Genomic DNA, 14,642 nt, shown 5'->3' with positions numbered 1-14,642 from the left:
CCTAAGATTATTGGTTCTATATATTTTTCTTGGACTGTGTAAAACGATCAATTATTATTGCTAATATCACGATACCCAATCCAGCAACAAACCCTGTACCTACTTGAGCTCTCTGCAGAGAACTCAATACTTCCGTTCCAAGACCCGGCGCACCGATCATGGATGCGATGACTACCATTGAAAGTGCCAGCATGATTGTCTGATTTACACCGGCCATGATGGACACTTTCGCAAGTGGCAATTGTACTTTGACCAGTTTTTGGAAAGGTGTAGTACCGAATGCATCACTTGCTTCAATCAGGTCTGTTGAAATCTGCCTAATTCCCAGATTCGTCAACCGAATCGTAGGGGGAGCAGAGAAAATAACAGAAGCAAACACACCCGGCACCATTCCAATACCGAAAAATGCAACGGCTGGTATCAGGTAAACAAAAGCCGGCATCGTCTGCATGAAATCTAGAACCGGTTTCATGAACGATTCGAAATAGTCACTTCTGGACATGAGGATGCCCAATGGGATGCCGATAATGACTGATATTAACCCACTTATGATTACCAGCGTCATCGTATCAATCAGATGCTCCCATAACCCCTGATTATATATGAATAGGAGACCGAGACCAATCAGCAACGGAGATACGATCTTTCTCGTCATGAATATTGCAGCCAATGCCATGATAATGAGGATGAAGAGTATTGGAGGTATAAACTCCAAAATAGTGATGATCATATCCATCAGACTGCCAAGATACAGTTTTATAGGGTCAAATATGAAGCTGAACGAACTGGTCAGCCAGTCCACAAAACTCGCTGTCCAGTCGGCAACAGGCAAACGCGGGAGACTATCCAACATCACCATTCACCTCGCTTCCCTGGGCCAGAACTTCAAACACCTTATCAAACTCTACGACACCGATCGTTTCTCCGTTTTCTTCGACACCTAGTTCCTTGACGCCCTCTTTAAAAGCATCGAATGTTTTGTATAGCAGTGCTTCCGAGTCAATCGTGTGCTTAGGATCAGATATCCAGTCATTGCCACGTGGTGTCATGATATGTTTGACCTTAAGCACCTTTGAGCGGTCTATATCTTTTACAAAAGATTTTACATAATCATCCGCAGGTTTTCTTACGATTTCTTCAGGTCTGCCTACTTGTGCGATTGCACCATCTTTCATGAGGGCGATGCGGTCCCCGATACTAAGTGCCTCATCCAGATCATGAGTGATGAAGACAATCGTTTTCTTCATCTTTTTTTGCAACTGCAGCAACTCATGCTGCATTTCCTTCCTGATCAGGGGATCGAGGGCAGAAAATGCTTCATCCATCAAAAGTATGTCCGTTTCGTTTGCAAGTGCCCGAGCCAGACCTACACGCTGCTGCATTCCACCGGACAATTGATCCGGATACTGGGTCTTATAGTTATCCAATCCGACCAGTCTGAGGGCGTTCTCCGCCTTCTCCAGCCTTTCTTTCTTGGGAATCTTTCTTACCTCCAACCCGAAAGCAGCATTCTCGAGTATATTTTTAAATGGAAACAAAGCAAACTTCTGAAAAACCATACTCAAGTTCACTCTTCTGAATTCTCTCAGTTCCTCTGCACTTAACTTGGAGACATTCTTATCTTTAACAATCAGATTCCCATCTGTCGGATCTATCAGGCGATTGATGAGTCTTATCAGAGTGGATTTGCCACTCCCTGAAAGCCCCATGACTACAAAGACTTCACCTTGTTCTACCGTCATATTCGCAGATTTTACCGCCACTGTGGCGCCTGTCTTCTTGAATATTTCATCCTTCGATTCATTGCTATGTAATAGATCCTGCACCTCTTTGGTGTAATCTCCAAAAACCTTGGTTACATCCTTTATTTCTATTATGCCCACATCTCTCATTCCTTAACTGTTCAACATTTTTTATCCGTTGCACCCTCTTAGTGCGCTTTACCAACCTAACATAAGGAATTTAATAAATCAAACTTGGTTAGATAAAATGCTAATGTAATATATTATTATAAGGTATTAAATAGTAAGCAATACATAGAAAATAAATATTGATATAAATTAATCATTATCATTTGACCAACATTGACCTTAGTGTTATAATATATATGCAAAGTCGGCAGGGTGTGAAGATATCCGGGGCTTTGTATATTATCATTAAAGGAGAGATGTGGAATGGCTTTTGAAATGAAACCTTTCAACAACAGCTTTTTTGATATGAGTCCTAGCGATATGTTCAGGGATGTTGGTCGTCAACTCTTTACACAATTCCCTGAAAGCACGATGAAATCCGACATTCGAGAGTATGACCACTCATATGTCCTCGAGGCGGAACTGCCAGGCATCGAGAAGGAAAACATCAATATTGAATATAGTAACGGTATACTGTCGATTTCAGGTGAACAATCCATCGATAATGAAGCCAAGGATGATCAGGGACGTGTCATTCATCGTGAACGCAGCTACAGCACCATAAAACGCCAATTTGCCTTCGATAACATCCGGGAGGACGGCATTTCAGCCGACTTCAATAACGGTATACTGAAAATAACACTCCCAAAAACAAATAGAGATGACCGCTCGAAACGCATTGAAATCAATTAGACGATAAATAATCAGTGAACAGGCATGAACCTTTTGGTTCATGCTTTTTTTATTGGTATAATAAGGAAAACTTACAGATTAAGAGGTGATGCGATGAACACGGGATGCAAATTATGCCACTCAGACACCAGCCTTTTCAGCCATCAAAAACTTGGTGACTACCACTTTTGCCCTTTCTGTGAATATGTTTCTAAAGATGAAAACAGCATCCTTTCTGAACAGGAGGAACTCAAAATCTACAACTCCCACAACAACTCGATCGATGACCCCGGGTATGTCGATTTCTTCTATGAGTTTCTGTATGATGCGGTCTTCCCCTATGTCAGCGGCGATGTTCAGGGCCTTGATTTCGGAAGTGGGCCGGCACCGGTTCTTGCCCAGATACTGGATCAGAACCATGATTTCCATATGGACATATACGACCTGTTCTATGTCCCGGAGAGGATCTATGAGGGAAAAAAGTACGATCTGATTACCGCTACTGAAGTGGTCGAACATCTGGAAGACCCCCTCGAATACTTCAGCCGGTTCGCCGACCTCTTGAAACCTGAGGGAGTACTTGCTGTCATGACCCTTTTCCACCACAATGACATGAATCATTTCAACAACTGGCACTATATGCGTGACCGCACTCATATCTCCTTCTATACGCCAAAAACCATGCATTATATTGCCAATAGAACGGGGCTGAAGATCATCCACACCAACAATGTACGGCATACAACGTTCATGCTGGATTCATGAAGAACTCAGCTATGAAAATGAATGTAAATGTAATGAATCTGAAAGGACTGCGCCAAAACTCCCGAAATTCAAGTATAATGGAGGGTAATATCTGAACAGGAGTGTGTCTTATGGTAAATACTTTTGGTAACGATTTCAAAACTGGGACAGTCGGCAAAGGACGGGATATGGAAGCGAAATATCTCAACCTGCTGTCAGAAAAATTCAATAGCGAAGAAAAAGTCGTCACGGAGATCATCAATCTCGAGTCCATACTGGACCTGCCGAAGGGCACTGAACATTTTGTCAGCGATCTGCATGGGGAATTCCAGGCTTTTCAGCATGTGCTGAGGAATGGGTCCGGCAACGTACGGGTAAAAATCCGGGATGTTTTCAAGGACAGGCTGACAGAGGATGAAATCAGCGAATTTGCAGCCCTCGTATATTACCCGGAGGACAAATTGAAACTGGTCAAGAACCAGGTAGGTTCAAGAGAGGCGCTGAACGAATGGTATAAAATAAAGATTCATCATATGATCGAACTGATATCTTTCGCCTCTTCCAAGTACACACGTTCAAAGCTGAGAAAAGCTTTGCCGAAACAATTTGTCTACATCATCGAGGAACTGCTCTACAAGAGTGATGAAGATACGAATAAAAAGCCTTATTATGAAAAGATCGTTGACAAGATCATTACACTCGGCCAGGCAGAGAAACTCATCATAGGCCTTTCCTATACAACACAGCGCCTGGTCGTCGACCACCTCCATGTAGTAGGGGACATCTACGACCGAGGACCGGAGCCGGATAAGATCATGGATACGCTGATCGACTATCATTCCTTGGATATCCAGTGGGGGAACCACGATGTACTGTGGATCGGTGCATATGCCGGCTCAAAAGTATGCCTTGCGAACATTCTCAGGATTTGTGCACGCTATGACAACCTTGATATCATCGAAGATGCATACGGCATCAACCTGCGTCCACTTCTGAACCTGGCTGAGAAATATTATGAAGACAATCCTGCCTTCCATCCGAAGCAGCATTCGGAAAAGGCACTTACAGAACAGGAAAAGCTCCAGATTACAAAAATCCACCAGGCCATCGCCATCATCCAGTTCAAGCTGGAAAGCCCGATCATCAAACGCCGTCCATATTTCGAAATGGAAGAGCGGCTCGTTCTGGAAAAAGTCGATTATGACAAGCAGGAAATCACAGTCTACGGGGAGACCTATCCATTGGAGCACACCTGCTTCTCGACTGTCGATCCAGAAGATCCAGTGAAACTGCTCGAAGAGGAAGAGGAAGTCATCGATAAACTCCTGCTCTCCCTCCAGCAATCGGAAAAGTTGAAACGCCACATGAATTTCCTGATGAAAAAAGGCAGCCTCTACCTGAAATATAATGGCAACCTGCTGATTCATGGATGTATTCCTGTAGACGAAGACGGTAATATGGAACAGATGGAAATTGATGGAAATATCTATGAAGGAAGGGAACTGCTGAACCAGTTCGAGAATCATCTCCGCAAAGCCTTCAAAGATATCGAATCGACGGATGACCTGTCGACGGATCTTGTATGGTACCTTTGGACCGGTAAACACTCCTCCCTGTTCGGCAAACGGGCGATGACTACATTTGAACGCTACTTCATCAAAGACAAAGCTTCTCACAAGGAAGAGAAGAACCCATACTATCACCTGAGAGAAGATGTGGATGTATGCCGGAAGATGCTTGAAGAATTCAACCTCGATCCGGAACAGGGCCATATCATCAATGGGCATACACCCGTGAAGGAGATCGATGGAGAGAATCCGATCAAGGCGGACGGCAAGATGATCGTCATCGATGGCGGCTTCTCCAAGGCGTACCAGAAGACTACAGGAATTGCCGGCTATACACTGCTGTATAACTCATATGGCATGCAACTCGTCGCCCACCAGCACTTCAATTCAAAGAAGAATGTACTGTTGAATGGTGCAGATGCACTCTCCGTGCGCCGCATCGTCGATGAGGAGCTTCAAAGGAAGAAGATACGCGACACCAACATCGGTGCCAGACTGCAGGAAGAGATTGAAATGCTGCAGGCACTCATGTCCTATCGTTACATTAATTAAACAAATTACATTTTGTAAGCAAATATAGTGACAACTATGATTATATTTGAGAAACTTGCAAAATAAGAAAAGGAGATGATTCATATGATCCACTATCTATTCAATGCCTACATCGGTAAAAATATGATTGAAGGCGGTCTGACAAAAGTTGAAAATGAAGGGCAAATGGGCGAGGAATTCGAACAGGAGTTCAATGTAAAACCCGAACAGATGAAAATCGCCGGCTATTTTGAAGCCATCGGTTCACTATTCCTGCTTGCTTCATTCCTGGGCAAATCATTCACTAGGATAGGATCACTTATGATCAGTTCCGTACTTGGAGTCGCTATCTTTAAACACCTTAAAGCCGGCCATGGCTATGAAGGCAGCAAAAATGCACTCAAATTCTTCAGCTTGAGCCTCCTAAGCTTCGTGGAGACCTTCGGCAAAAAATAATTTATATGAAGTGGATGGAAAGCTGGCCTCGAGCCAGCTTTTTTAATGAGCATTATCATTTTATCAAGTGCTGGCTGGCTGTATAATAAATGATGCTATAAAAAGAAAAGAATGTGGGAAAGGGATGTTTCACGTGAAAAAAGGATTTGCTGTGCTTGTCATCATCGGCCTCGCTACAGCTGGCCTGTTTGTAGCAGACAGTCAGACTGAGGACGGCCTATGGGAAACACTGGAATACCACCTACTCCCCGACCCGATGGCAAACAACACTTATGATGCCGGGGAATGCACCTACCATGTATTCGAAAAGGTGAAGGCACAGGGTGACATGATAGAAACAGACTGGCGGAATGCCGACCAGTGGGCGGAAAATGCAGAAGCCGATGGCTACACAGTCAATGATGAACCGAAAGCAGGTGCCATCCTGCAGACCGAAAGAGGTGAACTCGGACATGTGGCCTATATCGAGTCGGTCAACGAAGACGGTTCGCTTCATATTTCCGAAATGAATTATACCGAACCCTATGAAGTGACCGAGCGTACGATTACGGCAGATGATACAGGCCGATATTCATATATCCATCCAAAAGAGAATCCACGCCCAAAGGACCTGGAAGAGCAGGCATAGCATGAACATGCATGTTCTCCCCCTTTTATAATGCCGGGCGTTACAATTTTTATAACATATTCCGTTATAATAAATGATGAAAACATTGATTTGACAGCCTTTAAATGCAGTACCACAGCACTACTCTAAATTGCCGATATCACCCCCGTTATATCTCCGATGGTCCGCGATCCACTTCATTTGTCTTCCATGTGTCGATAGATTTTTTGGCACTTCTATATTTCTGTTCCAATCTAGAAAAGTGACTTCAACGACTTTATCAAGTCATCAAAGAAGGCAACCGTAAGCAACCCCAAAAGCATGAATGTGATTGAAAGAGTATCTTCAAAGAGGATAGCACCTAAAATGACCATAATCATACCAATATAAAAGCCGAGATCACCAAGCATTTCAAACGGCTGCTCTTCATCAATACTGATCTTATCCTTCATGTCCTTATCATTCCTGATGAGATCATCAATCGTCACATTGAATATGTCGCTGATCCTGATGAGGTTATCAATATCCGGATAGCCGCGATTTTTCTCCCATTTGTAGACAGCCTGACGTGAGACATTCAACGTCCTGGAGAGCTCTTCCTGCGACATCCCTTCATCCGTCCTCAATTTCTTCAATTTATTGCCAAACTCCATATCCATATTAGATAGCCCCCTTTTAAAGAAAGCGTACACCATTTCTCAAAATATGGGAATAAACCTTATGTTACTGCGGTAAACTCATGGTCTACATAAGGGCTGAAAAGCATTTTCGTGATATTGGCATGACGTTATACAGGCGTTACTGCCGTCATTTTCATTTTCTCCGTTTCGGCTTCAATGCCTGCGGTCCATGGGTGGCTATGAGATGCAGGAGCGGACGCCATGCATTGGTATGCTGTTGTGTTTCCTTTCCTTCAGCGATCCGCTTGAGCTGCATGGCATAGTAGACATTCCCCACAGCCGGCCCTATCTTTTCATCCAGTCCCTTTATGCCTGTAGTGAGGCGTCTGGTCGTTATACTCTCGTAGTCGCCTGACATGATACGGTTTGGAAGGTGAGGATCCAGGGCCATGGGTCTGGCGATGCCGATCATATCTGTATGTCCCTTTTCAAGCGCGGATTCCATGCTTTCATGGGATCTGAACCCGCCCGTAACGACAACAGGGATGTCGACCTTCTCCTTTAATTTCTGGGCATAGTCCAGGAAGAACACTTCCGAATCCGTACCAGTCGACATTTTCGGCTGTTCATAGTTCCCTCCCGAGATTTCAATCAGATCCAAACCCATTTCCGCCATCTTCTCGACGACAGTGATTGATTCCGCTTCCGTAAAACCATCCCGGTTGAAATCTGAAGAATTGAGCTTCAACGAGATGGGGAACGACTCTCCCAAATTCCCACGCATCCCCTTATAGATTTCTGTGAGAAAGCGCATGCGGTTTTCAAGACGTCCACCATACTCATCATCTCTCCGGTTGTCATGAGGAGATAGGAACTGGTTGACCAGGTAGCCGTGGGCGCCGTGAATCTGCACACCGGCAAACCCTGCTTTTTTGGCAACGGCTGCAGTGTTCACATATTTTTCTATAAGATTTTTGATTTCATCATTTGTCAGTTTACGTGGCGGATTGAAAGCACTCCTCAGGGCGTCACCCATCGGAATGGCACTTGGGGCCACAGGCTCTTTGGACATGGTCTTCGGCGACTGTTTGCCGGGATGGTTGATCTGCATCCAGAGACATGTACCATGTTTCGTACCCTTTTCTGCCCATCTCTTCAGCATGTCCATATCTTTTTCATCCTCGATGACGACATTGCCGGGCTCCCCGAGAGCATTGCGGTCGACCATCACATTTCCTGTCACGACCACACCCGCTCCGCCCTCGGCCCATTCCTGATAGAGTCTGATGTGCTTTTCAACGGGCTGATTGTGGGCGTTGGCCAGCGTTTCACTCATGGCCGACTTGAAGAAACGGTTTTTCACCCGGATGCCATTAGGCAGTTCCAATGGTTCTGATACTTTCATATTAATCCCCGACTTTCCATTCTTATTTAGTCCGTTTGTGCCATATCTTCATACATAATTATAATAGGAGATATAGACTCCTTTTCCCCATCGCATGCATCGTAATCCAAAGGTGACATGACAATTCCCATATTAAAAATATCGGGTGGAACCTCCAGTAAAAATGTAATATCAGCAGTGAAAGGAACGTGGAAATGATGATTGGACAATTGAATGATGTAATCGACTATATAGAAAGGAACCTTTCCAATGACCTGCAGCTCAGTGATGTTGCGCGTTATGTAGGTGAATCGGATCACCACTTCAGAAAGCTGTTTTTGTATATTACAGGCATGCCCCTCAATGAATACATCAAGAAAAGAAAACTGTCCGTGGCGAACCAGGACCTGGTTCAGGGACACAGCGTAACTGAAGTAGCCTTCAAATACGGCTATAATTCTGTGGAGGGCTTTTCAAGAGCTTTCAGATCCTGGAGTGGCATACTGCCCTCCGAAGCCTGCAGGACAGGTGCCATCACATCATTTCCCAAACTTTCATTCTATATCGACGTCAGAGGAGGAGAGAATATGGAAGTGAAAATAGTAGAAATGCCCGCCTTCACAATAGCCGGAGTCGAAAAAAGAGTGCCCATGCAGTTTGAAGGGACAAATGATTCCATCATGCAACTTGCGGAAAGCATTACAGACGAACAGAGGGCTGAGATGAGGCGCGTTCAGAATATCGATCCGAAGGAAATCATCAATGCATCCTATGATGCGGACGAGAAGTTTATGAAAGAAGAAGGGGACCTGACCCATATGATCGGTGTACTGACGACAGAAACAGACATCAGCGACAGCCTGGATAAGAAGCATGTGGACGCCTGCACATGGGCTATATTTCCAAACGAAGGAAAATTCCCCGAGGCAATGCAGGAGACGATGGCAAGAACCCATTCCGAATGGCTGCCTTCTTCCAACTATGAGCTGATCGAGGCACCGACGTTCTCGTTCACCCAAATGGATTCGGAAAAGGAGGGCCATGCGTACAGTGAAATATGGCTGCCGGTCAAGAAAACTCAATAAACCGGAAGGAGAGACCATCTGAAAAAGGATGGTCTCTTTTATAATGCAAAATTTTTTTATGCTATATTTATATAATTATAAATGTTTGAATTTTACAATATTAGGGAAACAGCATATAAAACTGAGTGGGAAAGGGGTATTGGAATGCCAGATTCTTTTGAAATTTCATTGAACGGCAGAAATCAGCAGGCTACAAGGGATAATACCGTGCTCAACTACCTGAAGGAAAATAACGTCGAACCGCCCAACCTCTGCTATCACCCGAGCCTTGGTGCTCTGGAGACATGTGACACATGCATAGTTAAAGTGAATGGCGAATATGTACGTTCCTGTTCCACGGAGTTGAAACCGGGGGATGTCGTGGAAACTTTCAGTGAGGAAGTCCATGAAGCACAGCTTATTGCGATGGACCGTATTCTGGGAAATCATGAACTCTACTGTACAGTCTGTGATTTCAACAACGGCAACTGTGAGATACATAACACGGTCAAGGAGATGCGGATCAGCCATCAGGAGACGCCGCACGAGACCAAAGGTGCCGAAGTAATGCGCAATGCCTTCTACCGGTACGATCCCGATCAATGCATCCTGTGTGGCCGCTGCGTAGAGGCTTGCCAGGATCTTCAGGTGAACGAAACACTGTTGATCGACTGGGAGCTGGAGAAGCCGCGTGTCATCTGGGATAACGATACGACGATCGACGAATCCTCATGCGTCAACTGTGGACATTGTTCAACAGTGTGCCCATGCAATGCCATGATGGAAGTCGGCATGGAAGGCGAAGCGGGCTTCCTGACAGGTCTGGCACAAGAGTCGTTCAGGCCGATGGTGGATATCACGAAGAATGTGGAAACTGGATACGAATCCCTCATGACGATCTCCGATGTGGAGGCACAGATGCGGGAGGACCGCATCGAGAAGACGAAGACGGTATGTACGTACTGTGGTGTCGGATGCTCGTTCGATGTCTGGACGAAAGGCCGCGAGATACTGAAGGTCGAGCCGCAGGTCGAAGCACCGGCAAATGGGGTTTCCACATGCATCAAAGGAAAGTTCGGCTGGGACTTTGTGAACAGTGAAGAACGTCTCACCAAACCACTCATCCGGGAAGGCGATGCATTCAGGGAAGCAGAGTGGGAAGAAGCACTCGATCTCATTGAAAGCAAGTTCAAGGAGACCATAAAAGAGAAAGGCTCCGATGCCCTTGCTTTCATCTCTTCCTCCAAATGCACCAATGAGGAATCCTACTTGATGCAGAAACTTGGACGGGGTGTCATCGGGACAAACAATATCGACAACTGCTCCAGATACTGCCAGTCTCCTGCCACGATGGGACTATGGCGTACAGTCGGATACGGTGGCGACTCTGGAAGCATCACGGATATCGCGCAGGCGGAACTTGTGATTTCAATCGGATCAAATACGGCAGAGTCGCATCCGGTTCTGGCAACACGCGTAAAACGTGCCCAGAAGCTGTATGGACAGAAAGTAATCGTCGCCGACCTCCGTGAACATGAGCTGGCCAATCGCGCAGACCTTTTCGTCAGACCGGCTCCGGGCAGCGATCTGATATGGCTCTCTGCAGTAACCAAATACATCATCGACCAGGGCTGGCATGATGAATCATTCCTCCGTGATCATGTAAATGATGTTGAAGAGTACTTTGCAAGCCTCGAAAAGTATACACTCGATTATGCTTCAGAAGTGACGGGCATGCCAAAAGAGCAGCTGATTGAGATCGCCACTTCCATCCATGAAGCGAAAACGACCTCCATCCTCTGGGCCATGGGCGTGACCCAGCACGGGGGCGGCAGCGATACAAGCACAGCCATTTCCAACCTTCTGCTCGTGACCGGCAACTACATGAAACCTGGGGCAGGCGCCTACCCACTCCGTGGTCACAACAATGTCCAGGGTGCAAGTGACTTCGGCAGCATGCCGGACCGCTTTCCGGGCTACCAGTTTGTCTCGGACGATGAAGTCCGTGCACGTTTCGAAGAAGGCTGGGGTACAGAAATACCAACAAGCAAAGGACTCAATAACCATGAAATGGTCGAAGCCATCCATGAAGGCAATCTGGAAGTTCTCTACCTGAAAGGGGAGGACATGGGCATCGTCGATTCGAACCTCAACCATGTCCATTCCGCTTATGAAAAACTGAAGTTCTTCGTCGTGCAGGACATATTCTTCTCGAAGACATGCGAATATGCAGATGTAGTCCTTCCGGCCAGTCCAAGCCTGGAAAAAGATGGCACATTCGTGAATACGGAGCGCCGCTTCCAACGTCTCTATAAAGTCATGGAGCCGCTCGGCGACTCCAAGCCGGATTGGCAGATCATCACAGAAATCGCCAACCGCATGGGTGCAGAATGGAACTATACACATCCAAGTGAAATCATGGATGAAGCAGCTTCCCTGACACCCCTGTTTGCAGGCGTCAGCTACGACCGCCTTGAAGGCTATGACAGCCTCCAATGGCCGGTGGCGGCAGACGGTACAGACACGCCGCTCCTGTTTGAAAAGGAATTCCCGCTGCCTGAAGGCAAAGCACGACTATGGCCGGTGGCATGGACGAAACCGCTTGAGTTCAAAGAAGAGTATGACCTTCATGTCAATAATGGACGACTACTGGAGCACTTCCACGAAGGTAACATGACGTACAAGTCCGAAGGCATCACCAAGAGGACGCCTGAAGTATTCCTTGAGGTGTCACCGGACCTTGCCAGGGAACGCGGACTCGAAGATGGTACAAAAGTACGTCTGACATCACCATACGGCAGTGTCAAAGTACGCTGCGTCGTCACCGACCGGGTATTCGGCAATCAGCTGTATCTGCCGATGAACTCCAACGGGGAAGGTGCAATCAACTACCTGACAAGCTCACATTCCGACAAGGATACGGATACACCTGCCTATAAGGAAGTTTCTGTGAAGATGGAAGTACTCGAACCAAAAGGCGACAATCCACTGCCTAGAATCAACCACCGTAACGGCAATCCCCAGCCGCAGATCGGCGTACGTGTCGAAGAGAAATGGGCAAGGGACGACTATATATTCCCAGGTGACCTTGTCAAAGAAAGAAGGGCGAATAAATAATGGCGAAAGCGACAAAAGTCATTCATAAGATGAAAATCGACCCGGAAGTGAAGCATGAGCAGGAGCTCAGGGAATTGGAGAATCTGCTCCTCGAACATAAGGACACACTGCATGACATGTTCGACATTGCGGATAAGATGAAGGACCGGGAGATACTCAATATGATCAGCAGTGCCCTCGGTCAGAGCGACAAGGTCATCCATCGGATAGTCACAGCAATCGATGAATCCGAAACGCCGCAGTCGATGAAGAACATGCTACTGCTGTTCCAGCTCCTTGGCACGATAGACATGGAACAGATTGAGCCCATCGTCCTAAAAATCAACAGCGGGATCGCCAGGGCCGCAGAGTATGAGCACGAGAAAAAACCTGCCGGCTATACCGGTCTTCTCGGTGCACTGAAAGATCCCCACGTAATAGAAGGGATGAATGTCCTCGTGAAGATCGTCCAAGGCATGGGGGAAGGAAAAGAGGATGAAGAGAGAGTCGAACCTCAGAAAGACCGTCTTGAAAATCCAGGGAAGGAAATGGAGGACGGATCAAAGCAGAATCAGGAGAGAAGATCTTCAGCATCCAGGAAGAAAAGAGCTGCTTCCTCCTCCAGACCAGCAGCAAAATGGTATGCCCTGGCAGCAGGTGCCGGTGCACTCGCAATTCCGTTGCTGATGAAAGGACAAAGAGTCAAAAACAATTCCCCTGTCGAATGACAGGGGATTGGTTTTGCAACTTCAAAAGTCAATGGAAAAACAATTCAGATCAGGGTGATGCGGATGAGAATATACACTGTAGGCCATTCGACCAATACCGAAGAACAATTTATCAATATGCTGAGAAAGGCGGATATCCAGTATGTCGCGGATGTACGCGCCTTCCCCTACAGCAGAAAATACCCACAGTTCAATGGGGATGAAATGAAGGGATGGCTCCGGAAAGAAAAGATGGACTATGCACATTTCCCGATGCTGGGCGGAAGAAGAGGCACATCTGGAGTTGTCGGCAGCGATTTGAACAGCGGTTGGAATAATCGGTCATTCCACAACTATGCAGACTATACCCTGACGGATGAGTTTAAAGAAGGCATGGAAATGCTGAAGGCCAAGGCCTGGGAGAACAATGTCGTCTATATGTGTTCGGAAAGACATCCTGCACGCTGCCACCGCCTGATCATAAGCAACTGGCTCGCTGCAAACGAGTGGGAAGTGCAGCATATCATCAACAACTCCAAAAATGAACCTGAACTGGTCAGGCATAAACTGGGGAGATGGGGTGCAGTACCGATCATCGAGACCGATGGCACCGTAGTCTACCCCCGGGATGTCTGACCTATCCGGAACCCTCCAGGGATTGGAGGTAGGCATACTGCAATTTTTTTACCTCTTCAGCCAGATTTTCGTCCGGCCCGTCCACTGTGATATCCTTTACGACTTCCTGGATCGACAGTCCTCTCAGTCGTCCGGAATCGATACCCAGCGCTTCCCGCCATTCCTCCAGCTGCCTGGTTGAACTGGCATATACAATCCGGCCCAGGCCTGCCAAAGCATGGGCGGAAGCGCACATGGAGCAATGTTCACCTGAAGTGTATACAGTCGCATGAAGACGGTCCGCTTCGTGCACGTTATTGGCAGCCCAGCGGGCGATTGCGAATTCCGGATGCCGTGTATCGTCACCTCCAGAAGTACGGTTGTGGTCTTCAAAGAGCACTTCACCATTCCGGGATACGAGTAAGGAGCCGAACGGTGCATTTCCTTTTTCCAGTGCTTCCCGGGCAAGTTCGATGCACCGTTCCAAATATTTTCGATCCGTTTCAGTAATCATGGTCCCATCCTTTCCACTATTTCTTTCATCCATTGGTCACTTCAATCATAATCCGGTTCCAGTACACCGTCAAACAAGTATGCTTCCACAATCGAAACTGTTTTCATTGTGTGCTTCCTTCTCTATAATTACTGGTAATACATCCAATAGGAGA

The 14,642-nt window shown here is 46.6% G+C and carries 14 protein-coding genes; 9 read left to right on the top strand and 5 right to left on the bottom strand.

What is annotated here, in order from left to right:
• Nucleotides 1-16: 16 nt before the first annotated feature.
• Nucleotides 17-853: an ABC transporter permease gene (locus RQP18_RS00245; RefSeq protein ID WP_342388191.1), complete on the bottom strand. Its 837-nt coding sequence runs from the start codon at nt 851-853 to the stop codon at nt 17-19.
• Complete coding sequence (locus tag RQP18_RS00240) at nt 843-1,892, bottom strand: quaternary amine ABC transporter ATP-binding protein (RefSeq protein WP_373446094.1); 1,050 nt, start codon at nt 1,890-1,892, stop codon at nt 843-845. Before RQP18_RS00240 ends, RQP18_RS00245 begins: the two co-directional genes overlap by 11 nt.
• Nucleotides 1,893-2,174: 282 nt before the next feature.
• Between RQP18_RS00240 and RQP18_RS00235 the strand changes: the two genes are divergently transcribed.
• From RQP18_RS00235 to RQP18_RS00215, 5 genes are all read left to right on the top strand, one after another.
• Nucleotides 2,175-2,603, top strand: coding sequence for an Hsp20/alpha crystallin family protein (locus tag RQP18_RS00235; protein ID WP_342388189.1), 429 nt, complete (start codon nt 2,175-2,177; stop codon nt 2,601-2,603).
• A 93-nt stretch (nt 2,604-2,696) separates the two neighbouring features.
• The gene (locus RQP18_RS00230; protein WP_342388188.1) at nt 2,697-3,347 is read left to right on the top strand and encodes a class I SAM-dependent methyltransferase; all 651 of its coding nucleotides are present in this window, start codon (nt 2,697-2,699) and stop codon (nt 3,345-3,347) included.
• Between the two features lie 167 nt (nt 3,348-3,514).
• Nucleotides 3,515-5,446, top strand: coding sequence for a fructose-1,6-bisphosphatase (locus RQP18_RS00225; protein WP_342389421.1), 1,932 nt, complete (start codon nt 3,515-3,517; stop codon nt 5,444-5,446).
• Nucleotides 5,447-5,530: 84 nt separating this feature from the next.
• Nucleotides 5,531-5,881 (top strand): hypothetical protein, encoded by a 351-nt coding sequence (locus tag RQP18_RS00220; protein ID WP_342388187.1) that lies wholly within the window; start codon nt 5,531-5,533, stop codon nt 5,879-5,881.
• Nucleotides 5,882-6,005: 124 nt separating this feature from the next.
• On the top strand, nt 6,006-6,509 hold the full coding sequence (locus RQP18_RS00215) for a CHAP domain-containing protein (protein ID WP_342388186.1): 504 nt from the start codon (nt 6,006-6,008) through the stop codon (nt 6,507-6,509).
• A 233-nt stretch (nt 6,510-6,742) separates the two neighbouring features.
• Here the strand turns inward: RQP18_RS00215 and RQP18_RS00210 are convergent, their stop codons facing one another.
• Together RQP18_RS00210 and RQP18_RS00205 are read right to left on the bottom strand one after the other, a co-directional pair.
• Nucleotides 6,743-7,147, bottom strand: a complete 405-nt coding sequence (locus RQP18_RS00210) for a helix-turn-helix transcriptional regulator (protein ID WP_342388185.1) — start codon at nt 7,145-7,147, stop codon at nt 6,743-6,745.
• Nucleotides 7,148-7,301: 154 nt separating this feature from the next.
• The gene (locus tag RQP18_RS00205; RefSeq protein ID WP_373446093.1) at nt 7,302-8,495 is read right to left on the bottom strand and encodes an NADH:flavin oxidoreductase/NADH oxidase family protein; all 1,194 of its coding nucleotides are present in this window, start codon (nt 8,493-8,495) and stop codon (nt 7,302-7,304) included.
• A 212-nt stretch (nt 8,496-8,707) separates the two neighbouring features.
• On the opposite strand from RQP18_RS00205, the gene RQP18_RS00200 reads away from it, so the two are divergent.
• From RQP18_RS00200 to RQP18_RS00185, 4 genes are all read left to right on the top strand, one after another.
• A complete protein-coding gene (locus RQP18_RS00200; protein WP_342388183.1) occupies nt 8,708-9,577 on the top strand; it encodes an AraC family transcriptional regulator in 870 nt (289 codons plus the stop codon).
• 144 nt (nt 9,578-9,721) lie between these two features.
• Nucleotides 9,722-12,673, top strand: a complete 2,952-nt coding sequence (gene fdhF / locus RQP18_RS00195; protein ID WP_342388182.1) for a formate dehydrogenase subunit alpha — start codon at nt 9,722-9,724, stop codon at nt 12,671-12,673.
• Nucleotides 12,673-13,380, top strand: coding sequence for a DUF1641 domain-containing protein (locus tag RQP18_RS00190; protein ID WP_342388181.1), 708 nt, complete (start codon nt 12,673-12,675; stop codon nt 13,378-13,380). The genes fdhF and RQP18_RS00190 overlap by 1 nt, the downstream gene beginning before the upstream one ends.
• A gap of 63 nt (nt 13,381-13,443) precedes the next feature.
• Complete coding sequence (locus RQP18_RS00185) at nt 13,444-13,995, top strand: DUF488 family protein (protein WP_342388180.1); 552 nt, start codon at nt 13,444-13,446, stop codon at nt 13,993-13,995.
• Between the two features lies 1 nt (nt 13,996).
• On the opposite strand, the gene RQP18_RS00180 is transcribed toward RQP18_RS00185, so the two are convergent.
• Nucleotides 13,997-14,488 (bottom strand): nucleoside deaminase, encoded by a 492-nt coding sequence (locus RQP18_RS00180; protein ID WP_342388179.1) that lies wholly within the window; start codon nt 14,486-14,488, stop codon nt 13,997-13,999.
• Nucleotides 14,489-14,642 lie beyond the last annotated feature (154 nt).

Origin of the sequence: Salinicoccus sp. Bachu38 (assembly GCF_038561955.2) — a bacterium.
Classification (GTDB): domain Bacteria; phylum Bacillota; class Bacilli; order Staphylococcales; family Salinicoccaceae; genus Salinicoccus; species Salinicoccus bachuensis.
The sequence above is the reverse complement of the archived record's forward strand: the minus strand, read 5'-3'. Positions and strand labels throughout refer to the sequence as shown.